The organism is Sphingobium chlorophenolicum (assembly GCF_000722875.1).
Classification (GTDB): Bacteria; Pseudomonadota; Alphaproteobacteria; order Sphingomonadales; family Sphingomonadaceae; genus Sphingobium; species Sphingobium chlorophenolicum.
Genome location: NZ_JFHR01000051.1, coordinates 1 through 23,633 on the forward strand (window position 1 = coordinate 1; position 23,633 = coordinate 23,633).

The following is a 23,633-nucleotide window of genomic DNA, read 5'->3' on the forward strand; positions in this document are numbered from 1 at the left end:
CAGTGTCGCGGGATGGAGCAGCCCGGTAGCTCGTCAGGCTCATAACCTGAAGGTCGTAGGTTCAAATCCTACTCCCGCAACCAACGCCATAATATTGGTCGATGACATAGCGACGCCCCTCCCACCAGGCAACGTGGACAAATTCGAGACTCGTCGGACTGAGTGATTTGGGTGGAATCGGACTATTCTCCGTTCGCCCTGAGCTTGCCGAAGCCCTTCATTTTTCTTGTGGAGCCATGGATTTGAAGAAGAAGTGAAGCCCTTCGACAAGCTCAGGGCGAACGGTTTTCTTGTGACCGCCATTGGCCATTTCTCGACATTCCGAATTTGTCCACATGGACCAAATCAGCCAGCTTTGCGGCAATCCCGCCTCAGATCAGGAGGCCATATTGCGGCGTCTCCTTACAGCCATTTGGCTCCATCGCATGATGTACGCCTCCGCCCGCAGCAGAAGTGCGGCATAGGCGGATATCCCCTTTCCATGGCTTGATCGTCTTCTTGCGAGTCGCTCGCAATTGAATTATGCGGGCAGGCCATGTCGACCAATGCCATCGCCTTGACGCGCCTGCTGTTGCGCGAGCGTTCATCGCTGTTGCGGGTCGCCGAGCGGATCCTGCGTGATCGCCCAGCTGCGGAGGACGTGACGCAAAGCCTCTGGCTTCGGGTCCAGCGCGTCGAGGACCATCCCCCCATCGTCAACAAACGCGCCTATCTCTACCGGCTGGCCACGAACCTTGCCGCCGATCATCGCCGCGCGGCTCGCCGTCATGAGGCGCTGGTCGTCGAATGCGACACTGCCGAGCAAGTCCCCTGTACTGCCCCATCGGCGGAACGCAGGATGCTGGACAGGGAGCAAGTGGCGCGGCTGATGAAGGCGGTCGATGAACTGCCGCCGCGCTGCCGCGAAGTGTTCATCCTGCGCAAGCTGGAAAATATGCCCGTTCACGAAATCTGCGCGAAGCTCGGCATTTCCCGCAGCATGGTCGCCCGCCATATGGACAATGCGCTGCGCCGATGCTTCGACCGGATGCAAGAGCCGGGCGAATGAAGCTTTTTTTTGGCGGCGCGGGTCTACGTTCGCCACGGCCAAACGTCATAGTCATGAACAATTCACGCCGACGGCCCCTAAGGCATGGTGCGGGAGGACATGGATCATGACGGCCGAACAGCCTCTTCCGCGCCATATCAGCGATCAGGCGTCGCGTTGGATCGCCGCACGGGACGCAGGCATCATGACGCCCGACGACGACGAAGCGCTGAAGGCGTGGATCGACGCCGACCCGCGACATGCGCAAGCATTTGCCGAAGTCGGACGCCTTTGGGAGCAGCTTGGCGACGATCCCTTCCGCGAAGCCCTGCGCGAGCGGCCCTGTGCGCCTGTCGTCCCGTTGGCGGCCCGGAAGCAGCAATCCCGCCGCATCTGGATTCCCACGGCATTGGCGGCGTCCCTGGCCCTTTTCGCGGTGGGGGCGATCCAGGACTGGCCGACCCGATGGCGGGCGGATGCGTCGACCGCTGTCGGCGAGCGAAAGCAGGTCGCGCTGGCCGACGGTTCGCATGTCCTGCTCGACACCGACAGCGCGATCGAGATCGGTTATCTATCCGACCGGCGGGTCATTCGCCTGCTCAAGGGCGAGGCGGCTTTCACCGTCGCCGCCGATCCAAGGCGCCCTTTCACCGTCGAAGCCGGGACCGGGACGACCACGGCGCTCGGCACCCGCTTCATCGTCAGCCGACGGGGGCAGGGGGTCGAGGTGACCGTCACGGAACATAGCGTGCGCATCGGATCATTCGCCGCGCCCGCCCGCTTCACCGATGTGACGGAGGGGGAACGGCTGCGCTACGGACCGGCCGGACTGTCCGCGCCCGAACGGACTGACGTACGGATCGCTTCGGCCTGGACGCGGGGGTTGCTGCTGTTCGTCGACCGCCCCCTGGGCGAGGTCGTCGCCGAACTCAATCGCTACCATAGCGGTTATATCGGGGTGATCGGCGCGGACCTGGCCAGGCATCGCGTGAGCGGCGGGGTGCGCATCGACGATCCCGTGGGTGCGGTCGACAGTCTGGAGCGCATGCTAGGCATCCATTCCGCCCGCCTGACCGACCGGCTGATCTTCCTGCACGGCTGACCGGCGCCCGTTCGAAAAAAATCGCCAGGCCACGTCTACATCCGGCGCTTCGAAACGTCAGAGTATAATGAGGGTCATTTGCAATAGCAGAATGATCCTATCGTCGACGTTCGGGGGTTTGCTGGTGAGCAGTTTCAAGAAATATCGCAATCGCGCATTGTCGGGAATGCTCGCGGTGGCTGTGCTGGACGGCGCGCTCTTCATGGCCCCCGGCGTGGCGGAGGCGCAAAGCGCGGCCGCCTATGCCATTCCGGCCGGATCGCTGGCGGAGGCGTTGACCGATTATATCGAGGCGAGCGGCGTCGCGCTGGTCTATGACGCGTCGCTTGCCCGTGGCCGGACATCGCCCGGACTCAGGGGCAGTTTCGAACCGGCGGAGGCTTTGTCGCGCCTGCTGGCCGACACCGGCCTGACCTTCCGGCAGACCGGACCGCGCGCCTTCACGCTGGAGCAGGCCCCCCGGCCTGCGCCGGGCGCCATCGAACTGGGGCCTGTCCGCATCGATGGGCAGGGCGCGAAAACGACCGGTCCCGCCATCCCGCCAACCGGTATGATCGGAACGTTGCCTCCCCCCTATGCGGGCGGTCAGGTTGCGCGGGGCGCCAGGCTGGGCGGCCTGGGGAATGTCGACCTGTTCAGCACGCCGTTCAATATCACCAGCTTCACCGCGGAACTGATCCAGGATCAGCAGGCGCGGGGCCTGTCCGAAGTGCTCTATAATGATCCGTCGGTCCGGCCCTATGATTCAGCGGGCGGCTGGACAGAAGGCAATGCGTTCATTCGCGGCTTCGCGCAAAATATCGGCAGCACATTGTTCAACGGCGTGTTCGGCCTGCTGCCCAATTATGTGCCGATGGAAATCGCCGAGCGGGTCGAGGTGCTGAAGGGGCCGAGCGCGATGCTCAACGGCCTGACGCCCGTGGGCGGGATCGGCGGCAATGTGAACGTCGTCGCCAAGCGCGCGGGGGACGCGCCGCTGACCAGGGTGTCGGCGCAATATCTGTCCGACGGGGTGATTGGCGGCGATGTCGACGTCGGCCGCAGGTTCGGGGCGGACGGCGCGTTCGGCGTCCGCGCCAACTTGGCCTATAGCGCGGGCGACACCGCCATCGACCATCAGGAACAGAAATCCCGATTTGCGTCCATCGCCCTTGATTATCAGGGCGACGGGGTGCGCGCGTCGGTCGACGCCTTCCACCAGAAATATCAGATGGATGGCGTTTTCCGTTCCTCCTTCAGCTTCATCGGCCCGGTGATTCCGGCACCGCCCAAATCGCATATCGCGCCCATCCATGGCGGCGGCTTCACGCTGGAAGGCTGGGGCATTGTGGGTCGGCTGGAGGTTGACCTGCTGCCCGATTGGACAGTGCATGCCGTCGCCGCGAAATCGGTCGCCAAGAACGGGTCGACATCCTTCACCCTCACGACGCAGGTCGACTCCGACGGGAATTTCCGCGGGCGGCCCGGCGCAGGCTGGACCGGCCCGAAGCGCGATCATCAGGAAATCGGGCTGACGGGCAGTTTCACGACCGGCCCGATTGCGCATCGGCTGTCGATCACCGGCGCCCGCATGAACCGGATAGGCCTCTCTTCGGGGGGCACGACCGGCGTGAACGTTCCGGGCAATATCTATCGCAGCATATATGCGACGGTGACCCCGCTTCCGGCGGTGCGCTACAAGTCCAATCAGGGCACGACGCAGGGCATCGCGATCGTGGACTCGCTGTCCTATGGGGATGTGCTGACGCTGATCGCGGGTGTCCGCTATCAGGAGGTCAACAACAAGAATTTCAACCCGAACGGCACGTTGCGCAGCACCCCCTATAAGGAGCATGCCCTGACGCCGATGGGCGGTTTCGTGGTGAAGCCGTTCGGCAAGGCCGTCTCGCTCTACGCCAACTATGTCCAGGGCCTGGAGGACGGCGCGAACGTCACCGACGTGACCGCGCCCAATTTCGGCGAAAGCTTCCCCCCCTACAAGGCGGAGCAGTTCGAGGCAGGCGTCAAATGGGATGGCGGCGACATCGGCGTCACCACGGCGATCTTCCAGATCAGTCAGCCCAGCCTGTTGCAGGACCCGTTCACCAGGCGTTACGAGGCGGACGGCAGGCAGCGCAATCGCGGCGTCGAACTGAGCATCTTCGGGCAGCCGACGCCGCAACTGCGCATCCAGGGCGGCGCATCCTATATCGACGCCATATTGGTCAGGACGCCCAGCGGCGCCAATGACGGCAATCGGGCCCCCGGCGTTGGCAAGGTCCAGGCCAGCCTGGGCGTCGACTGGTCGATCAAGCAGGTGCCCGGCTTCGCGCTCAACGGCCGCTATATCTATTCGAGCAGCGCCTTCATCAACCCGGCCAACAGCCAGCGGGTCGATGGCTGGACGAAGGTCGACCTGGGCGCACGTTACCGCATGGCGATTGCAGGCCGCCCCGTGGTCTGGCGGATCACGGTCGAAAATGCGCTGGGCCATGATTACTGGCTGGCATCCAATTTCGGCAGTGCGACGCAGAGCGCGCCGCGCACCTTCGTGCTTTCGGGCGCGATCGACCTTTGACGCCAACATCGTTCAACAAAAGGAGACTGCTATGAAATTCCTTCTTTGCGCCGCCGCCCTGGCGACCGTCGCGGGCGTTGCGCCATTGGCGGCGCAGACCCATGAGATGCCCGGCTTCATGCAGGATTGGGACGCGAACCACGACAATAAGGTGCCGCGCGCCGAATTCGACGCCGCGCGGGCGGTCCGCTTCGGCAAGGTCGACGCCAATAGCGACGGGGGAGCGACGGCCGAGGAATATCTGTCCGAATATCTGAACCGCAAGAAGGACGAATTCAACGTGCCCGGCCAAAGCAATGACGACAAGCTGGCCAGCTATCAGCGCGCGATCCGTCAGACCTATGCCCGGTTCAACGCCCTCGACAAGGATCGCGACGGCAAGATGACGAAGGCCGAATTCGACGTTTCCGGCGGGCGCGTCTTCGCCAGGATGGATGACGACAAGGACGGCACGGTGACGCTGGCCGACGTGAAGGCGGTGATCGCCAAATCGGCCGCCAATGCGAAAGCCGATGCGGCGGCCCAGCCCTGAACCGGAACCGGCGGATGCCAGCGAAGCATCCGCCGGTTCGCCATCATCGGGCGACGCTTTCATGCTGCTGGACAGGATCGATCCCGACAATGCCGTTCCGCGCGCGGGGATTATCGGCATTGTTCCGGCCAGGGAAGAGGCAACGGCCGGCGGACGCTGGCAGGGCCATGGCGGCGGACGCCTACGATGGTTCGGCCTTGCCGCCACGGTGCTGGTCCATGCGCTGGTCGGAATCGGCCTGATCTTCACCATCTCCGGTCGCCCCGTGAGGCACGCGGCGCAACCGGCGTTGACAGTCGTCGACCTGCGGCTTCCCGTCGCGCCCGTGCCGCCGCTGCCGAAGGATGAGGCTGAGACGCCGCCCATCCCCCCGGTCGAGACGATAAGGCAGCCGGACCCGGTGGAGCCGCCGCCGCCCGTCGTCCGTAACCCCGTCGCCATGGTCGCGCCGCCGCCCGCCCCGGTGGAGCGCGCGACCGAGCCGGTTCCGGTCCCGGACCCTCCGCCGCCCGCGCCGCCCGCATCCGACGGACAGGATAGCTGGGAGGGCCGCGTGCTCGCCGCGCTGAACAGGCATCTTCGCTATCCGCGCAACGCGCTGGCGCGCCGCGAACAGGGCGCGCCGCTGATCCGTTTCGTGATGGACCGCGACGGCAGGGTCATGTCGGTCGGATTGCGGCGCACATCGGGATCGGCGGACCTCGATCGCGAGGCGCTGTCGCTGCCGACGCGGGCCCAGCCGCTGCCCAAGCCCCCCGACGACCGGCCCGGCGCGACGCTGGAACTGGTTGTGCCCATCCAGTTCTTTCTGCACGGGCGGTGATATAGACAAATTCAAAACTTGCCGGACGGGGGATTTGGGTGGTTAGCCGACCTCTCCTATTCCTCCCCATCGAGAGATGGGGAGGGGGACCGGCCGAAGGCTGGTGGAGGGGAAGATGGCACGACCTGCGCATTTCCCCTCCACCACTCGCTGCGCGAGCGGTCCCCCTCCCCACGCTGCGCGTAGGGAGGAATTGATGTCCGCCATTGGCCATTTCCCGGCATTCCGGAATTTGGCCACGATCCTAATGCCCTAATCGATGCCTTTGGCGGCGCGGATCGAATTTATCATCGAAGATTCCAGCAGATAATGGAGGGAAAGCTGCGGATCGTCGGCAATGGCCCGTAGCTGATCCTGCGCCTGCCGTTTGGCATCCGGATCCCGCTCTTCGATCATCGCCTTGTTGCGGATGCTGGCCTTCTGCACGAATTCGATGTTGGCGCCGCGCCGTTGGCGGTTATATCTGTCCAGCAGCGCTTCATCGGCGCGATTGTGCCACACGTCGGCCAGCTTTTCGGCAAGATTGGCCGCATCCTGAACCCCGCTGTTCAGGCCGAAGCCCCCCAGCGGATTGTTGATATGCGCCGCGTCGCCCGCCAGCAGGATGCGTCCTTTGCGGAATTGGCGAGCCACGCGCTGGTGGACGCGATAGATGCCCGAATAGCGCAGGTGGAGTTCTTCTGCGCCCGCGACGATATCGACAAGCCGAGACTGGACATTGGCAGGGTCCAGGACTTCATCGTCAGTCAATGAAGGATCGGTGGGATAGGTGATCCGCCAATTGGGCTCTCCATCCTCATTTTCCAGCCGCAATACCACCGCCCACCGGTCGGGATCGGTGACGTAATTGGTGTAGGTGAAACCGAAGCGCGTGAGATCGTCGGCAAGATTGGTGACGACGAAGCGTTCCGGCCATGTGAACCCCTCAAATTCAATTCCGGCGGATTTGCGGACCTGGCTTCGCGCGCCGTCCGCGCCGACCAGCCAGCGGCCGCTCACGCAATGGGAGGTTCCTTCGCGATCCGCATATTCGACCAGGACGCCGTCGTCCCGTTCGGTGAACCCGGTGACGCGGGCGTCCGGACGAACCTCCGCATTGGCGTGCTTTGCCAGCGCGGCGAGCAGCACGGGCATGACCTTCTGCTGGCCCAGATGAAAGCGATAGGGATAGTCGGTCTCCTGCGCCAGAATGCCCAGGTCGAATTCCGCGACGACCGATCCATCGCGATTGCGGACCTGCCATATCGGAATTTTCAGCCCGATCTCCATCAGGGAGGGCAGGACTCCCAGACGATCCAGAATATCCAGCGTCGGCGGATGGAAGGCGGCGCCACGGGGGTCCTGGATGGGTGTCGACGCCGCTTCCAGGACCAGGACGGGCACGCCGCGCTGGACCAGGTCGAGGGCCGCGATCAGGCCGACGGGGCCTCCTCCGGCGACGATAACGCGATCTTCCATGGCCAGGGCCATCCATTTTCTCCTGCAATGATTTTCGAACTGCTTGGACCAGCCCGGATGCAGGGCACATTTTCCCAGGTGGCCGTCCTTCTCCAGACCGGAGATCACATCGTCCTCATTCACTTTTTGCATGTGCTCGCCTAGGCATGAGGGGGTATGAGCCATGAAGGTGGCCGGCGGGGAGAGAGGTGATGTTGAAACTGGCCGATATAGGCCTGGCCGAATTGCAGGTGTTTGAAGCCATCTACCGCTGCCGGAGCGTCGTGGAGGCAAGTCGCGTGCTCGATTTGCCGCAGCCCACCGTCAGCCGCTGGCTCGCGAAGTTGCGCGACCATTTCGGCGACGCGCTGTTCGTCAGGACTCCGCGGGGCATGGAACCGACAGAAGCGGCCGACGCGATCATCGGTCCGGTTCGGGACATGCTGCGCATATATCGGGACCGGCTGATGCAGGAGCGCGCCTTCGATCCCCGATCGACAAGCCGCAACTTCCGCATAGCCGCATCCGATTTCGGCCAGCTTACCGTTCTGCCCATATTGGACCGCTGGTCGGCCGAAGAGGCGCCCAAGGCCCGCTTTTCTTCGGTGGCGGTCGATCGGCAGACATTGGCCGCTGGCCTTGAATCCGGCGATATCGATATCGCATTCGGGGGATTTCCCGCGCTCTATTCGGGGGTTATCGAACAGACGCTGTATGAGGACAGCTATGTTTGCGCCATGCGGCGCGGGCATCCATTGCTCGACCGCCCCTTTACCGTCGAGGCGTTCCGCGACGCGACCCATGTGCTGGTGAGCGCCAGGACGGCCGGGCATATCCATCATGAAGTCGAAGCGCGCATCATGGCGCTGGTCTCGCCGGAAAATGTGCGCCTGACGTCCAACAGTTTCCTGGTGGCGCCGCTGCTGATCGGGCAGACCGATATGGTCTTGACCGTGCCGAGGCGGGTGGCGCTGATCTTCAAGAGTCAGATCGATCTGGAAATGGTTCCGCTGCCGTTCGACCTTCCCCGCTTCCAGGTGAAGCAATATTGGCATGAAAGGTCGAAGCACGACCCGGGGCATCAATGGCTGCGGCATGGCGTTGCGGATCTGCTGGCCCGAAGGGCGTCGTTGGCAGGCAGTAGCGAGTGATTGGGGTGGAAAGCGGACCTTTCTAATCCTCCCCATCGAGAGATGGGGAGGGGGACCATGCGAAGCATGGTGGAGGGGAATGGGGCACGACCTGTGCTTTTCCCCTCCACCACCGCTTTCAGCGGCGGTCCCCCTCCCCACGCTGCGCGTAGGGAGGATTTTAGTGGCTATTCGACATTCCGAATTTGTCCACGCCGCCTAGCTTTCCTGGTTCTTCAACGATTTCAGCATCAATATGGCGACGCCGCAAAGAGCCAGGGGAATGGACAGGAGGGCCAGCGCGCTTCCCGGCGAGAGTGGACTGCGCAACAGCAGGCTGCCCGCAAATGCGCTGATCACGGCGCCGAAGCGGCCCGTCATCACCGCCCATCCCAGACCCGTCGCCCTGATGTTCGGCGGATAGACCATGACGGCCAGCGCGGTGACGGCGACTTGCGAACCAGCCGTCCCGATCCCGGTCAGGAAGAGAAGCGCGCCCCATGACAGCGGATCGGGCGGGACTATTCCAAAGCCCAGCAAGGCGGCGATGGCTACCCCGTAGGCGAAGAGCAGGGCTGGAACGATGTGGCCGCGATCGGCGGGCATGGCCAGCGCCAGACCGCCCAATATGCCGCCGGCCTGGATGATGACGCTGGAGCGCAGCGCGTCGGCCCGCGAAAATCCCGCCACTTCCAGTAAGGCAGGAAGCCAACTGATCATCAGATAGAGTATGAACATCGTCAGCAACGACAGCGCCCACAGGATCAGGGTGGGGCCCTTCAACCCCGGCATGAAGAGGATGCGGACCGCCGCGCGATGGCCCGCCGCCTCATTGGCCGCCAGCCCATGCTCCTCCAGGCCGAGCTGGCGCACTATCTTTCGCAAATGGGTGGCGCGGCGGCCTGCTCGCAGGAGATAGTCGGGGCTTTCCGGCAGGCAGACGAGCAGCAGAAGGGCGATGGCGAGGGGAAGCCAGCCCCCAAGCTGGAACAACCCCTGCCATCCGAGCAGCCGCATCACCAGGGGGCCTGTCAGGCCAGCGGTCAGGGCGCCCAACGCCACCGAACTATAGACCAGCGTCACGCATAATGCCTTGCGCCGCGCCGGGACGAATTCCGAAACCAGCGCCACGGCATTGGGGATGCTCATCCCCAGGCCAACGCCCGTCAAAGCGCGGGTGACGACAAGGTCGACGGTCGTCGTCGCATAGCTGGTCGCAAGCGATCCGAGCCCCACGACGGTCAAGGCAGCTACGAGCATCGGCTGACGCCCCACGCGATCCCCCATCGGCGCGACAAGGGCCGCTGAAAACAGCATGCCCAGAAGCGCGGACGCCAAGGCCGGTCCGAATGTCGATGGCGCCAATTCCCATTGCTGGGCGATGGAAGGGACGCTCAGCGCCATCGCCTGAATGTCCAGCCCGTCCAGAAGCATGATGAGGCAGCCGAGCGCAACGACCCGATATTGAATCGGCGACATCGGGCGGCCGTCGATCGCCCGGCCGATTGTCACGGCGCCTGGCGGAGTTCCGGTCGATGCGGAGGGCGTCATTCGTCAAACCTCTTTGCTGTTGCGTGTTGTCGAAGGTTGGCCGGGCCAAGATTGGTCAGGGAGGCCGACGGTGCGCCGGGAAGTCGGGCGGCGCTGAAATTCCCGTCAGGGTCAGCCGCGCCGACGGATATGGCAAATCCGTTTTTTGCATATCGGCAATTCATTGCGCGCCGGACCGCGCCACACATCCCTAGGCAGCGTGGACAAATTCAAGACTCGCCGGACGGGGTGATTTGGGTGGTTTGCGCACATTAAGCCCCTCCCCTTCAGGGGAGGGGTTGGGGTGGGGGCGTGCCGTTACAGGGCAGCTTTCGCGTGGGGCACGCCCCCACCCCTCAGTCCCCTCCCCTGAAGGGGAGGGGAAGCATTAACGTCCGCTCATAGCCATTTCCCGACATTCCGAATTTGTCCACACACCCTAATCGATATGCGAATTTCGTATTTGGCTCATGCAGTAATGGTGATGGTAGGCGATCCCAAAGCTGCTTAGCCATGAGACAAGCTCAAAGCGCAGTATCGGTATGAAGATATCGATGATGGAGGATGATCCTGGGCAATGGTGAATTTGCGTCGGCTACGCTTATCCCTGCCGGGCCGGACGAACATTCATGCGCTTCTTCGATCATCCTGGGTCACGAACAATTTTAAATATAAGCAAGCCAATATGGGGAGAGATAATGAAATATTGGAATCGCAGCGCTTTAGTCGTCCTGATGTTCTCGACAACATCCGCGATGGCGCATATCTCATCGGAAACCATGGCTGCACAGACCAGCACAGCCGCCGGAACTGAAGACGCATCCGGGAAAATCGAAGATATCGTCGTCACCGCGCAGAAACGGGCAGAGAATATCCAGAGGGTTCCCATCGCGATCTCGGCCTTGGGCGGCGAAGCCTTGGCCAATAAGGGATTCGACAGCCTGACGACGCTCACGAAGCTGGCGCCCTCTCTTCAACTCAGCAATTTCGGCCCGATCGCATTCGTGACGATGCGCGGCATCGGCAATGAGAATACGACGGCGGGCGGCGATCCCGGCGTCGCCTTCCATTATGACGGGGTTTATATCGGCCGCCCGATCGGGACGTTGTTTTCCGCCTTCGACACGGAACGGGTTGAAATCCTGCGCGGGCCGCAGGGCACGCTGTACGGCCGCAACGCCACGGGCGGTTCGATCAACTATATCACCAAGAAGCCGGGCGACGAGCTGGAAGGCAATTTCGACGCGACCCTGGGCAATTACGACATGTGGCGTATCCGCGGGGCGCTCAACATTCCCGTGTCCGATGCCATCAGCACGAGGGTCGTCGCCTTTCGCGAGAAACGCGACGGGTTCACGCATAATGCGGTTCCCGGCGGAACCGACGCCAACGATGCGAATAATTGGGGTGTGCGGGGCCATATCCTCCTGAAGCCGACCAGCGATTTTTCCGCGCTCCTGTCGGCCGCCTATATTCATAGCGGCGGCGTCGGAAGCCAGCCGGAGCTTCGCACGCCCTTTCCCGGCTCCACCACGGGTCAGAATCTGGGCGGCCCGCCGATACCGGGCCTCAATAATTACCTCGTCAACGGCGTTCCGCTGGTCAACGACCTGAGGCCTTTTCATGAAGGAAAGAACAGCGAGGAATATCAACGCAACTCGCTGGCGATATTCAGCGCGAACCTGGAATATGACCTGGGCGCGGCGACGATCAAATCGATCACGGCCTATGCAAGGTCGGAATTCAATTCTCAGGCCGATACCGATTATTCGCCGAAGGATCTCGGCGTGCTGGACCTTGAGGAGAAGGCCCATCAATTCTCCCAGGAATTGCAGATCGTGTCGAATGCGGGGCCGAACGCACCGCTGAACTGGATATTGGGCGCTTATTATTTCCGCGAAAAGGGCTTCCGCCAATCCGCCTTCCGCGGCGGGCGCTATGCGATCATCGCCGCGAACAACAATGTCCCGGATGGATTCCGTCTGGCCGGGGACGTCACCTCCAAATCCTATGCCTTCTTCGGCCAGGCCACTGTCCGGCCGCTCGACCGGTGGAGCATCACGGGCGGCCTGCGCTATACGCATGACGAAAAGGACGGCGTGAACGCCGGTTTCCAATTCTCCCCGCCCAGCTATAGCGGACCTGTGGGCGGTCAGTGGGAAAAGGTGACTTATCGCATTGCCACCGACTATCAGTTCACCGATGCGATCCTGGGTTATGTCAGCTATTCCACCGGCTACAAGTCGGGCGGCATCAACCAGGCGATCAATCCGCTGCTTTCAAACGCCGTTTTCGAACCGGAGACAGTCAAGGCGATGGAAGCGGGCCTGAAGAGCCAGCTTTTCGATCGGCGCCTGCAACTCAACCTCGCGGCCTATCGCAACAAATATGACGATCTCCAGTTCCAGATACTGGGGCCTTTCGGCGCGCAGGCCTATAATGCCAGCGGCGCGACGGTGCAGGGGGTGGAGGTGGAATTCCAGGCTGCCCCGACTTCCTGGCTTCGCCTCGACGGATCGGGCGCCTATACCGACGCCACCTTCGACCCCCAGCTTGTGCAGAATGTGCAGCTTGACGGGAATCGCGTACAGCGCACGCCCAAATGGACCGCCAATCTGGGCGGGTCGATCAGCTTTCCGATCGGCCGGATCGCGGATGGACGGCTTCGCGTGGATTATTCCTACACCAGCCGGATTTTCTATACGGCGTTCAACCGGGCCGCGCCCTTCCCGGTCAATCCGGGATCGGACCTGGCGCCCAGTTACGAAAATGTCGATGTGCGATTGTTCCTGAACAGGACGGACAGCCCCTGGACCGGCGAATTGTTCGTCACGAACCTGTTCGACACGGTGCAGACCGGCAACGTGTTCCGGGGGATCGGTTTCAACGATGTTCCGGGCGGCGGCGGAGCGGAGGTAGTGACCTACAAACCGCCGCGTCAATATGGCTTCAGAATCGGCTATAAATTCTGATCGGATGGCGGCCCGTCGACCCGGCGGGCCGCCCCCCTTGTTGTAAGAGCGCGCCGCTGCCGCCTTCATCGCGGCGAAGGGAAGGAATATCATGCAGCAATATCCGCCGATCATCCTGGTTCATGGCGCATGGCACGGCGCGTGGTGCTGGAACCGGACGCAGTTCGATCTTGCGCTGCTCAATCGCTCGTCCATAGCGGTCGACCTTCTCAATCATGGCCTGCGCGCCCTTTTCCCCAAGGCCCAGAGGGCGCGCCCCTTCGCGGCCGAGGCGATGGTGTCCGAACCCAGTCCTGCCGCCGCGATCTCGCTGGGCGATGCGGCATCCCATCTGGCGGAGCAGATCAGGACGCTCAGCCTTGCCGCCGGATGCCGGGTCGCGCTGGTCGCGCACAGTCTGGGCGGCGCCATAGCCAATGCGGCGGCGGAGATGGCCGCGGAGCACATATCGCATCTCGTCCATATATGCGCGATCACGCCCGTGGACGGTCATACCGCCCTGGAGTACAGGATGAGCCCGGAAAATGAGGGTTCGCGCACATCCTTGCTTCAGACCGGCAGCCCGCCCGAAATCGGCGCCGCCCGGATCGACGCGGCCGACGAATCGATCCTTCAGGACATCAGGGACATATTCTTTCACGATATCGACGAGGCGGCGGCCAGGGCGGCTGCCCATTTCATGACCCCCGACGTGCCGGTCAAATTCCTGCGCGATCCGGTCGTGACGACGGAACGCTTTGGCGGCATAGCGCGAGCCTATATCATCTGCACGCAGGACAATGCGCTGCTCGAAGCGGCGCAACGGCGATGCATCAGCGACATGGATCGGGCCTATCCCGACATGCCGACCAAGGTCAGCACGCTTGCCTCGTCCCATTCGCCCTTCTTTTCCTGTCCGGAGCAACTGGCCTTTCTCATCGATCTGCATAGCAAGGAAGCCGGATAACCGCTCCAACTTCGCGTCGGGTCACGCCAGCTTTTACGGGATTGATAGGACCGCTAGGGATGCCCGCCGACCGGAGGTTGGAGAGGTTATGGATTAATCGTTCGTTCCAATAACATGCCCAATATTCCATCGAGAAAAGCGTCGGGCAATTCGACATTGGATAGATGCGCGGCGTTGAGCGTAAGGAGCTTCGCGCCATCTATCGCGCCAGCTAGATCCTGGCTATGCGACAGGGGCGTGGCGGGATCGAGGTTGCCGCCGATCACCAGCGTCGGCACCTTGATGAGCGAAACCATGTCGCGCATGTCCATGTCGCGAATGGCGGCGCAGCAGCCCGCATAGCCCTGTGGGTCCGTCGATTGCAGCATCGCGACGATGGGAGCGATTGCATCATGCCCGGTGGCGGCGAAGGCGGGGGTGAACCATCGATCGACCGACGCCTGCGCCAATGGCGCCATCCCTTCGTTCCGCACAAGGGCAATGCGGGCATTCCAGGCGCTGGGCGGTCCCATATAGCTCGATGTGTTAGCCAAAATGAGCCGTCTCAGCCGGTTCGGTGCGCGAATGCCCAGCCACTGGCCAGTCATCCCGCCCAGCGAAAGACCGCAAAAATCGACCTTCTCGATTTTCAGCGCGTCGAGCAATTCCACCGCGTCGCAGCCAAGCCGGTCCATGGAATAGCCGCCGGGGGGCGCATCGGACCGGCCATGGCCGCGCTGGTCGTAGCGGAGCACGCCGAAATGCTTTGCCAGTCCTTCCATCTGGGGCGCCCACATCCCCATGTCGGTGCCAAGCGAATTGGAAAGCAGCAGGACGGGCGCGTCCTCCGGCCCGTCGAACCGCCAGGCGATGCGGCATCCGTCGCCCATGGTGGCGAACTGCTTTTCCATCACTCACGCCCCCAGGCGCTTGCCTCCGTTTCGAGGCGGCGTTCCAGCCGGGCGAGGAGCGAGGCGCGGACCGGTTGCCCGGCCATCAACCGGCGCCAGCTATTATAGCTGATCCCGAAGCGATCGTTCAGCCCCTCATCCGTCAGAGCGGGAGCGTTCGCTGCGAGCCAGGCGATCAGCCGCGCGTCGGGCAGGGTGCATCCGCGCGGCATCGTTGGGGCGGAAAGATCGGACTTCATCGGATCGCCTCAGGCAGCGGCGCGGGACCGGGTGGAAAAGCCCTCGTCCAGTGCGCTCGCGGCGCGTTGCAGCACGAAGTCGAAGCTGATGTAGGCGCTGTCCCCCTGGCGGCTGGGAACGGGCAGCAACCCTTCGCGGGTTCCGAATGCGAAGTCGTCGGTCGCAAAGGGATCATCGCCGAAATTGATCTGCGTCGTCAGCGTGCGATAGCCCGGCGCTTCGATGAAGAAATGCACATGGGCGGGGCGATTGCCATGGCGGCCGATCGCCTTCATCAGCGTATCGGTGGCTCCGCCGGGCGGCACGCTGTAGCCGTTGGGCATCTTCGAATGGAAGGAATAGCGGCCGTCCGCGCCCAGCCTGATGCGGCGGCGGTTGTTGAACGGCGTCTGTTCGCGCGTCGGATCGAAATGGGAATACCATCCCTGCGAATTGGCGTGCCATACATGCAGGACCGCGCCTTCGACCGCTTTGCCGTCCGGATCGCGCACCTGGCCGCTCATATATAGCGTGCCGGTGTCGTCCGGGTCGTCCGTCAGGTTGACATAGCCTTCGACCAGGGGCGCGCCTTCGACATAGAGCGGGCCTTCGATGGTCCGCGGCGTGCCGCCCAACCTGCCGGCTTCGGCATCCTTCGCATCCATGAACAAGTCCATGAAATGTTCCAGGCCGATGCCGGGGACGATCAGGCCCAGTTCGGCCGCGCCGTTCTGGAAATATTTGATCGCGTTCCAGAACTCGCTTTCGGTGACGTCGTGCCTGACGATGGTCCGCATCGCCGCCTCGACCAGATCGCGGACGATCATTTTCAGGCGGGTGTCTCCGCCATCGCTGTCGAGGCCGCTCGCGCGCCGCAAGAGCGACTGGACTGCGGGCGAGTCCACGAAATCCTGGTTCATCATAACTCTCCTGAAAAGCTTCGAATTTTAGCGGTCATCGTCATGGACCGAGGAAGGGTGGCGGCAGAGGGCCGTCACGCGCACGGACATGAAAGGATAGAGGGGAAGGGTGATGAGGATGTCATGCAGTTCGGCGCTGCTGCCGACATCGAAGATGCTGACATTCGCGTACTGGCCGACGACCCGCCAGATATGCCGCCAGGTTCCGGCGCACTGCAATTCCTGAAAGCGCGTCTTTTCAGCCGCCTTCAATTGTTCGAACCGAACCGGATCATGGTCCGGCGGCACGTTCACATCCATTTCGACTTTGAAGAGCATGTCAGGCTGTCCGCGAAGAGGAGAGGGAGATTGTGGCGCGTGCCGCGTCGCGGCGCAGGAAGGCGACGCGGTCTTCGTCCAGCGTCACGCCCAGGCCGGGCCCATCCGGCACGGTAAGGTGAAAATCCCGATAGCGCAGAGGCTCGGTCAGGATTTCCTCGGTCAGCAGGAGCGGGCCGAAAAGCTCGGTCCCGAAGGGCAGGGCGGGGAAGGTCGCGAAGACATGCGCCGACGCCGCCGTGCCCACGGCCGCCTCCAGCATGGTGCCGCCATAGACGGCGATCCCCGCCGCCTGCGCCACGGCCTGCACTTCCTTCGCGGCGAACAGGCCGCCTGACTGCTCGATCTTCACGGCAAAGACATCGGCTGCCGCGGCCGTCGCATAGTCATGGGCGGTGGCGGGGCCTTGCAGCGCCTCGTCGGCCATGATCGGAATGGGCGAGCGCGCGGCGAGCCGGGCCATCCCGGCGCGGTTGTGGCGGATAATGGGTTGTTCGACGAGGTCGCATCCGGCGTCGGCCAGCATCTCGACGCCCTTGCGGGCCGTTGTCTCGTCCCATGCCATGTTGACGTCGACCCGGACGCTGGCCCGGTCGCCTAGCGCCTTCTTGATCGCGGCGACATGCGCCACGTCGTCGCGCAGCGGCCGTTTGCCGATCTTGAGCTTGAAGGCGTTGTGTCGGCCGCTGTCGATCATGCGTTCGGCCTCTTCGATATCGCCGTCCGTATTGCCGCTCGCAAGCGTCCACAGCACCGGCAACCGGTCGGTCACCCGCCCGCCCAGCAATTCGCTGACCGGCAGGCCGACGCGCTTGCCCTGGGCGTCGAGCAGGGCCGTTTCCACCGCGCATTTGGCGAAATGATTGCCCACGACATGCCTGGCGATCATGTTCATCAGCGGCGCGATGCGGGTCGCATCCCCGGCGCGCAGGATGGGTTCGAAATATGTGTCGATGGCGAGCTTGATGCCCTCCGGACTTTCGGGGCCGTAGGACAGGCCGCCGATGGTCGTGGCTTCCCCGATCCCGACGATCCCGTCGCTGCAATGCAGGCGGACGATGCACAGCGTCTGCGCGTGCATCGTCGCCATGGCAAGGACGTGCGGCCGGATTGCCGGCACGTCGACCAGAAACGTCTCGACCCGTTCGATGCGGATCACGCCTGCGCTCCATATTGTTCGCGCACCAGATCGGCGACGCCCATGCGCTCCAATATGGAGGTCGGACACATGAAGGTGACGCGGACCACGCCCGGCAGGCGGCTGATTTCGATGGAGCCAGCGATGGTGGCCCGGTTCAATATCTCGTCCAGCGGCAGGCCGGTCACCTGCGCCGCGCGCGCCAGGCCGTTATCCGTCGCATCGTTCAGCGTGCGTCCCGATCCGATGAAGGTGATCGGCGCATTGTCCTCGATCGACTTCTGGCCATAGCGATCCGCCAGCCGCCTGATCGCCGCGCTTTCCTCGCTGCTCATCGGCTGCGCCAGGAAGGGCAGATCCTCGCGATGTTGCAGCAGGATCGGGCCTTCCAGCTTCAGGCCCTTGATGACCTTCACTTCCAGTTCGACGACGCCGGACACGTCGGTGGCATGCCCGGCAATCTCGCCATTGCCCTGCTGGGCGTGCATGTCGCCCATATAGATGCCGCCGCCGGGCACCTTCACGGGGCAGATGAGGATGGCGCCTTCACGGACCGAATTGGTGTCCATATGGCCGTCGGTCTTATGCTCGTTCAACTCTTCCCGCGTGAAGCTGTAGCCGTGGGGCGCGTCGATCAGGAAGGAGCCGAAATCGCCCGCATTGTGGGAATCGGGCAGGTCGCGGGAAGGGGTGGTGCCGATATTGCCCAGGAAGGGGCGCATGCGGCTCGCCAGACCGGAAATGTCGGCGCGGGCAAGGGCGAGGATGGAATGCTGATCCGCATGGTCGGGCATCGCGGCGACATTGCGCGCGTCGGCGGCAAGCCTGTCGGCGACGTCCTTGCCGACCGTCAGCGACACCTTGTTCTCGCGGTCGAGCACGATGACATAGCCGTTGGAGAAGCGGAACGCGCTGACCTCCGCTCCGCAGCCGTCGCAGCGAACCGCTTCCTCGCCAATGCCCTCAATATGGCTGGAGGGGCTTTGCGCGCCGCAACTGGGGCAGAGCTTCGCAACGAAGGGGTCGCCCAGATAACGGCCCTCGACAAATTCCATGACGCCCGACGAGGTGGCGAGCGACGTCACCTGGACGGTCTTGAGCTTGATCGCGATGGCGTCGCCGACTTCCGCGCCTTCGACCAGGACGGGGCGGGTCACTTCATGGCCGCCCTGGAATTTGGGCGTGATCATCGGACCCCAGCAGCCGGGCGGGGTGCCTGTGCGGATGGTGCCGCCGTCCTTGACCGTGCCGGCCGGTTCTATCCCCGGTCCGACGATGCCGCCGCTATAATCATAGACTTCAATATGCGATCGTGCGTCAGACATTGGAACTACCCTCATTCTCAATTTCCAGTAAGGCAGGCTGTATCGCCGACGCTTTCAAAGCGCGGCGTCGCCGTCGGTGCGCACGAAGCGCCTTGCGTCGAAGCTGTAGGGCACCGCGCTGCTTCCGCCGTAAAGCTCATGGTGCGGGGATGCCTCGGCAAAGGCGCATGCCAGCAGGAAGAGATTGTGCACATCCTCCGGCATGCCGGTAGCCGGGTGCTGCGACAGCAAGGCGAGTATGTCGTCCAGGCGCGGCATCATCGCGTCGTACAGCGCCTTGAAGTCATCCTTGCTGGCGGACCAGCGGATTTCGCTGCGCGCATTCTCGCTGGGCCGCGCCCATTGAGCGGCAAAGGGCGCGAGGTCGGCGAAGGGGGCGGGAAGGGTGGGATGGGTCATGATCATTTTCCTCAAGCCGCAAGGAAGCTGTCGAGCGTGCGGGCGGCGTGGCGGATCAGGAATTCCTGATCCATCAACTGCATTTCATCGATCGTGCCGGACATGATGCCGGTGAACGTGTCTTCCATGGTGGCCGTGTCCTCCAGCCAGGCGTTACGGTGCAGCGCGTTCACATGCTGCTGCGCCACCTGTTCCGCGGCGGTTTGCGCGGGGCGGAAATAGTTGATGCCTTCCCACAGGGTCCGTCCGTGGTCGAGCGGCCAGAACTGATGAGTGAAGAAGGACATGCCGGGATAGCCGCAACCCGACGCCAGATGGATGATGAAGTTCGGGAAGAGGTTGGGCAGTTCGAACTGGAAATCCGCGCGCCGTTCGGGGTTGATCGCCGGGGGCAACTGGTCCGGGCGCGGCCGGTGGCGTTCGGTGTTGCTCAGCATCGATGCGAAGGCAAGGGTAGAGGGCGCCGTGTCCATGCCCGCGCCATAGATGGTGGACGAGGCGTGGGGACCCATCAGCTTGAAGTCGCGATGATCGACGCCCTGGAAACCGGGCAGCGATCCCGCATGGATCGTCGGCACATGATAGCCTTCGCTGAAGGCGTAATGCGCGACCTTCCAGTTGCAGTTGAGCACCGTCGAATAGCGGAAGGCCGTGGTCGATTCCGCATAGGGATAGCCGCCGAACAGCTTTCCGAAGTCGCCCAGATAGTCCGTCAGCGATTGCGCCGGTTCGGCATCGAAGTTGATGAAGACGAAGCCTTCCCAGATGTCGCAATGGATTTCCCGCAGGCCAAGGCAGGCGGTGTCGAGCTTGCCGAACCGTTCCTTCATCGGCACGGAACGCAGCGGCCCGTCGGTGGAGAAGACCCAGCCGTGGAAGCGGCACGTCACCACATTGGCGCGCGAACGGCCGAAGGTTTCGAAGCCGGTCGTCGGCACCACCTTGTTGCCGCGATGGGTGCAGACATTGTGGAAGGCGCGGATATTGCCGTCCTTGCCCCGGAAGATCAGGACGGAGGCGTCGGCGACCGGCAGTTCCTTGACCTTGTAATCGCCGACATTCGGCAATTCCCATGTCGTCGCGACCTTCAGCCAGGTCTTCTTGAAGATCTTCTCGCGCTCCAGGTCGTAGATGGCGGGATCGCTGATCGCGCGCACCGATACCGGATCGACGCCCAGTTCCCTTCGGATATCTTCCGAACTGCGCGAGATATGGGCCAGATCCTCTGCCGTGATCCCTGTGGTCATCATTAACTCTCCGAATATTGAATAGGATTATGCCGCGCCTGCTCTTCAGGGAGCGGCGGTCAGGCGTCTGCGAGCGTGGCGGGCTTTTCGTTCCAGCCGTCGGGATAGTGGGAGATCAGGTCAGCCTGAAGCTCCAGCGAACGGAACTGCCAGCCTTTTGCGCCCTTCACGGCCGTGGCCAGGTAGCGGCCGCCGATCCAGTAGGCGCGGCCCCGTGCGGAACTTGCCGCTTCCCAAAGCATGAAGTCGACCGATGCACGGTCGCATGACGGGTGCAGGTCGGCCTTTGGCGAAACGAGATAGTGCAGGGTCCATTTGAAACCCTGATCCGCATTTCCCGCAACGCCCTCCGCAATCGCGTCGCCGCCCGAAATCGTGCCATATCGGTCGATCTTGAAGGAGGCGTCATCCGTGAAAAGCGGCCGCAGCATCTGCGCGGAGGGACCGGCGTCAAATGCGCGGGAAAGGTCGGCGATCAGCGTGTCGATGTCGCGCAGCGCCTCCAGCCGGGTGATCCGCTCTTCCAATGTGCCGGGCATATCATTCCATCCTGATGGGAGGGGCGCCGGTTCGCTGAACCAGGACCGGCGCCCCCAACTCTTAGAAAGTGCGGCGAGCGCTGAGGAACCATTCGCGCGGCCGGCCATAGGCGCCCTCGGTGATGCCGCCGAACGCATCGACGAAGCCCGAACCCAGATAGACCTTCTTGGTCAGGTTCTTGACGCCCAGCGTGATCAGCCAGGTGTCGGGCTCATCGCGATAGGCGATGGACGCGTTGACCAGGCTATATCCCTTCTGGACCAGCAGCGGGCTGTTCACGGCGTCGTTATAGACCGTCGAACGATAGGACCAGTCGACGCGGGGCGTGAACTTGCCGACGCCCGGCACCTCGATATCGTATGAACCGCCCGCGCTCAGCGTCCACTTCGGCGCATTTTGCAGATGCGTGTCCTTCGTCACGCCGCTGTTGAGGGCGCGGATGTCGACCTGCCGATATTGGGCGTCCAGATAGCCGAGGCCCGCCTCCAGCTTCAGTTCTTCGGTCGGACGCGCCTGCAGTTCCAGTTCGACGCCCTTGATGCGCGCCTTGGCCGCATTCTGGATGATCGGGGCGAAACCAAGGACCGGATCGTTCACGGTGATCTGAAGATCGTCATAATCGTTGATGAACGCGGCGCCGTTCAGGCGAAGGCGACGGCCCAGCAGGTCGGACTTGAAGCCGATTTCATAGGTCGTGCTCGTTTCCGGGCGGAAGGACGGGATGTTCGCGAAAGGCGGGAACACGCGCTGGGTGAAGCCGCCGCCCTTGAACCCCTGCGAGTAGGAGGCATAGGTCAGGAATTCCGGCGACCAGCGATAGGAAAGGCTGGCCATCGGCGTCCAGGCCCGGTCCTTGATGGTCATCGTCCCGGCTGGGCCCATCAGCGGGTCGCCGTCCTGAAGGCCGGACCCGTCCGGATTGAAGGGCTGCCCCGTCAGGAAACCGGCGGCGACGACATATTGGTTTCCGTTGTCGAAGGTCTTCTTGTCCTCCGTCCAGCGGATGCCGCCCGTCAGGCTGAGATTCTCGACGATTTCGAAGGTCGCCTGACCGAATGCGGCCAGGCTGCGCCCGTCGAGGATCGCGCCGCTCATGAACACGGCATCGACGAGGTTGACGAGATCTTCGTGGTTGCCGCTTTCCTTCGAATAATATCCGCCGATCACCCAGTTCAGGCGGTTGTCGAAAGCGTCGCCCAGCAACTGGATTTCCTGCGAGAACTGATCCTGCTTCCAGTCGCTCTTGGTCTGGACGATGCTGGCCGGGCTATGGTCGGAATCGCGGGTCCAGAAGCCGGTCACCTTGCGGTAGGCGGTGATGGATTTGGCAGTGATCCCGCCGCCCAGACGCCATTCGACAGTGCCGGAAAGGCCCCAGATGTTGAGGTCCGACGCCGATTCATAACGGCGCCTGCCGAAATTGTTGAACGTGTCGGAAACGGCCTGGAAGGTGCCGCCATGCCGATAGGGCGCCTGCGCCCACTGGCTGTTGTAGCAGCGCGTGTCCGACAGGCGCGCCGGATTGGCCAAATCGGTGCAGATGCCCGCCGCGCCCGAATAGACGCCGTTCCACACCTGTGCCGCCGGTGCATTCTCATCCACCGCGAGCATGACGTTGGGCGCCGACTTCTCGCGCGATCGGGTGCCGTCCGCGGCGAGGTTGATCGACAGGTTGCTGGTCGGTTCCAGTCTGAGGGCGAAGCGGCCTGCCAGCGTGTTGGTGTCGCCGAGGTCTGGCGCGAGCGGGACCGTGCCTTTCACATAGCCGTCGCGCATGTGGTAGAAGCCGGAAAGGCTGGTGTAGACGCCATCGGCCAGCGGAATGTCGAGCGAACCCTTGATCTGGACGCGGTTGTAGCTGCCGGTGGTCAGGTCAAGGCTGGCGCCCAGATCTTCCGAAGGCTTCTTGGTCACGACGCTGACGGCGCCGCCGATCGTGTTGCGGCCGAACAGGGTGCCCTGCGGCCCGCGCAGCACCTCGATACGTTCGACGTTCAGCACGTCGAGCACATTGCCCACGCCGCGCGAGATATAGACGCCGTCAAGGTAGAGGCCGACGCCCGGATCGGCCGACAATTGATAGTCGTTCTGGCCGATGCCGCGGATGAAAATGGCGGCGGTCGCGTTGCTGGCCGATACCGGCACGGAACTGTTGAACTTCACGTTCGGCGTGAAGTCGCCGATCTGCGTCACATTGTCGATGCCGCGCTGCGCCAGCCCTTCGGAAGTGACGGCGGAGATCGAAATCGGCGTGTCCTGCAGCGATTCCGCGCGGCGCCGGGCGGTGACGGTGATCTCTTCGATGCCGCCGGGCTGGCTGGCCGCGTCCTCCGGCGCTTGCTGCGCGATGGCGGACGGGGCATGGCTCAGGCCGACCAGCGCGAGGCCGACGATCAGGGCGTGGAGCGATCCGGATTGCAGCGAAGAAATGCGGCGGCCGGATGATGTGCGTTTGCAGGCATGTGAATTCATAGTGGCTCCCTTTTTGGCTGATTATCTTTATCGTTATGGTTTGCCCGCCCGGCTGCGCTTCACGCGTCGGATCGGTTTTCGTTGCTCCCGGAACTGCGGTGGCGTCCGC

Annotated in this window: 20 protein-coding genes and 1 tRNA gene; 9 read left to right on the forward strand and 12 right to left on the reverse strand. The window is 63.2% G+C overall.

Features of this window, described 5'->3' with window-relative positions:
* Window positions 1-6: 6 nt before the first annotated feature.
* The 6 genes from BV95_RS17725 to BV95_RS17750 all read left to right on the forward strand — a co-directional run bounded on the left by BV95_RS17725 (window position 7) and on the right by BV95_RS17750 (window position 6,041).
* Window positions 7-83, forward strand: a tRNA-Met gene (locus tag BV95_RS17725).
* Window positions 84-535: 452 nt separating this feature from the next.
* The gene (locus BV95_RS17730; RefSeq protein ID WP_037455096.1) at window positions 536-1,048 is read left to right on the forward strand and encodes a sigma-70 family RNA polymerase sigma factor; all 513 of its coding nucleotides are present in this window, start codon (window positions 536-538) and stop codon (window positions 1,046-1,048) included.
* A gap of 106 nt (window positions 1,049-1,154) precedes the next feature.
* A complete protein-coding gene (locus BV95_RS17735) occupies window positions 1,155-2,129 on the forward strand; it encodes a FecR family protein (protein WP_037455101.1) in 975 nt (324 codons plus the stop codon).
* Between the two features lie 91 nt (window positions 2,130-2,220).
* The gene (locus BV95_RS17740) at window positions 2,221-4,686 is read left to right on the forward strand and encodes a TonB-dependent receptor (protein ID WP_051749860.1); all 2,466 of its coding nucleotides are present in this window, start codon (window positions 2,221-2,223) and stop codon (window positions 4,684-4,686) included.
* Between the two features lie 31 nt (window positions 4,687-4,717).
* A complete protein-coding gene (locus BV95_RS17745) occupies window positions 4,718-5,218 on the forward strand; it encodes an EF-hand domain-containing protein (RefSeq protein ID WP_037455104.1) in 501 nt (166 codons plus the stop codon).
* Window positions 5,187-6,041: an energy transducer TonB gene (locus BV95_RS17750; protein ID WP_081873437.1), complete on the forward strand. Its 855-nt coding sequence runs from the start codon at window positions 5,187-5,189 to the stop codon at window positions 6,039-6,041. The genes BV95_RS17745 and BV95_RS17750 overlap by 32 nt, the downstream gene beginning before the upstream one ends.
* Before the next feature lie 252 nt (window positions 6,042-6,293).
* Here the strand turns inward: BV95_RS17750 and BV95_RS17755 are convergent, their stop codons facing one another.
* Window positions 6,294-7,511, reverse strand: coding sequence for an FAD-dependent oxidoreductase (locus tag BV95_RS17755; RefSeq protein ID WP_037455171.1), 1,218 nt, complete (start codon window positions 7,509-7,511; stop codon window positions 6,294-6,296).
* Window positions 7,512-7,690: 179 nt separating this feature from the next.
* Here BV95_RS17755 and BV95_RS17760 point away from each other — a divergent pair, with 179 nt between their 5' ends.
* Entirely contained in the window at window positions 7,691-8,629 is a 939-nt protein-coding gene (locus BV95_RS17760; RefSeq protein WP_037455108.1) for a LysR family transcriptional regulator, read from the forward strand.
* A 198-nt stretch (window positions 8,630-8,827) separates the two neighbouring features.
* On the opposite strand, the gene BV95_RS17765 is transcribed toward BV95_RS17760, so the two are convergent.
* On the reverse strand, window positions 8,828-10,159 hold the full coding sequence (locus tag BV95_RS17765) for an MFS transporter (protein ID WP_037455111.1): 1,332 nt from the start codon (window positions 10,157-10,159) through the stop codon (window positions 8,828-8,830).
* A gap of 713 nt (window positions 10,160-10,872) precedes the next feature.
* Here BV95_RS17765 and BV95_RS17770 point away from each other — a divergent pair.
* Entirely contained in the window at window positions 10,873-13,110 is a 2,238-nt protein-coding gene (locus tag BV95_RS17770; protein ID WP_234703232.1) for a TonB-dependent receptor, read from the forward strand.
* A gap of 91 nt (window positions 13,111-13,201) precedes the next feature.
* Window positions 13,202-14,056, forward strand: a complete 855-nt coding sequence (locus BV95_RS17775; RefSeq protein WP_037455116.1) for an alpha/beta fold hydrolase — start codon at window positions 13,202-13,204, stop codon at window positions 14,054-14,056.
* Window positions 14,057-14,142: 86 nt separating this feature from the next.
* Here BV95_RS17775 and pcaD read toward each other — a convergent pair whose 3' ends face one another.
* The 10 genes from pcaD to BV95_RS17825 all read right to left on the reverse strand — a co-directional run bounded on the left by pcaD (window position 14,143) and on the right by BV95_RS17825 (window position 23,524).
* Window positions 14,143-14,946 (reverse strand): 3-oxoadipate enol-lactonase, encoded by an 804-nt coding sequence (gene pcaD / locus BV95_RS17780; RefSeq protein WP_174544497.1) that lies wholly within the window; start codon window positions 14,944-14,946, stop codon window positions 14,143-14,145.
* Window positions 14,946-15,185, reverse strand: coding sequence for a hypothetical protein (locus BV95_RS17785; protein WP_037455123.1), 240 nt, complete (start codon window positions 15,183-15,185; stop codon window positions 14,946-14,948). Before BV95_RS17785 ends, pcaD begins: the two co-directional genes overlap by 1 nt.
* Before the next feature lie 9 nt (window positions 15,186-15,194).
* Window positions 15,195-16,085 carry a dioxygenase family protein gene (locus tag BV95_RS17790; RefSeq protein ID WP_037455125.1) on the reverse strand — a complete coding sequence of 297 codons (891 nt, stop codon included), beginning with the start codon at window positions 16,083-16,085 and terminating at the stop codon, window positions 15,195-15,197.
* A 27-nt stretch (window positions 16,086-16,112) separates the two neighbouring features.
* Entirely contained in the window at window positions 16,113-16,403 is a 291-nt protein-coding gene (gene catC, locus BV95_RS17795) for a muconolactone Delta-isomerase (RefSeq protein WP_037455128.1), read from the reverse strand.
* Between the two features lies 1 nt (window position 16,404).
* Window positions 16,405-17,562 (reverse strand): muconate cycloisomerase family protein, encoded by a 1,158-nt coding sequence (locus tag BV95_RS17800; protein ID WP_156028708.1) that lies wholly within the window; start codon window positions 17,560-17,562, stop codon window positions 16,405-16,407.
* Complete coding sequence (locus BV95_RS17805) at window positions 17,559-18,866, reverse strand: acetamidase/formamidase family protein (protein WP_202901574.1); 1,308 nt, start codon at window positions 18,864-18,866, stop codon at window positions 17,559-17,561. The genes BV95_RS17800 and BV95_RS17805 overlap by 4 nt, the downstream gene beginning before the upstream one ends.
* A gap of 54 nt (window positions 18,867-18,920) precedes the next feature.
* Entirely contained in the window at window positions 18,921-19,265 is a 345-nt protein-coding gene (locus tag BV95_RS17810) for a hypothetical protein (RefSeq protein WP_037455134.1), read from the reverse strand.
* Window positions 19,266-19,276: 11 nt separating this feature from the next.
* The gene (locus BV95_RS17815; protein ID WP_234703233.1) at window positions 19,277-20,512 is read right to left on the reverse strand and encodes an aromatic ring-hydroxylating oxygenase subunit alpha; all 1,236 of its coding nucleotides are present in this window, start codon (window positions 20,510-20,512) and stop codon (window positions 19,277-19,279) included.
* Between the two features lie 59 nt (window positions 20,513-20,571).
* Window positions 20,572-21,051: a nuclear transport factor 2 family protein gene (locus BV95_RS17820; RefSeq protein WP_037455137.1), complete on the reverse strand. Its 480-nt coding sequence runs from the start codon at window positions 21,049-21,051 to the stop codon at window positions 20,572-20,574.
* 61 nt (window positions 21,052-21,112) lie between these two features.
* On the reverse strand, window positions 21,113-23,524 hold the full coding sequence (locus BV95_RS17825; protein WP_081873438.1) for a TonB-dependent receptor: 2,412 nt from the start codon (window positions 23,522-23,524) through the stop codon (window positions 21,113-21,115).
* Between the last annotated feature and the right edge of the window lie 109 nt (window positions 23,525-23,633).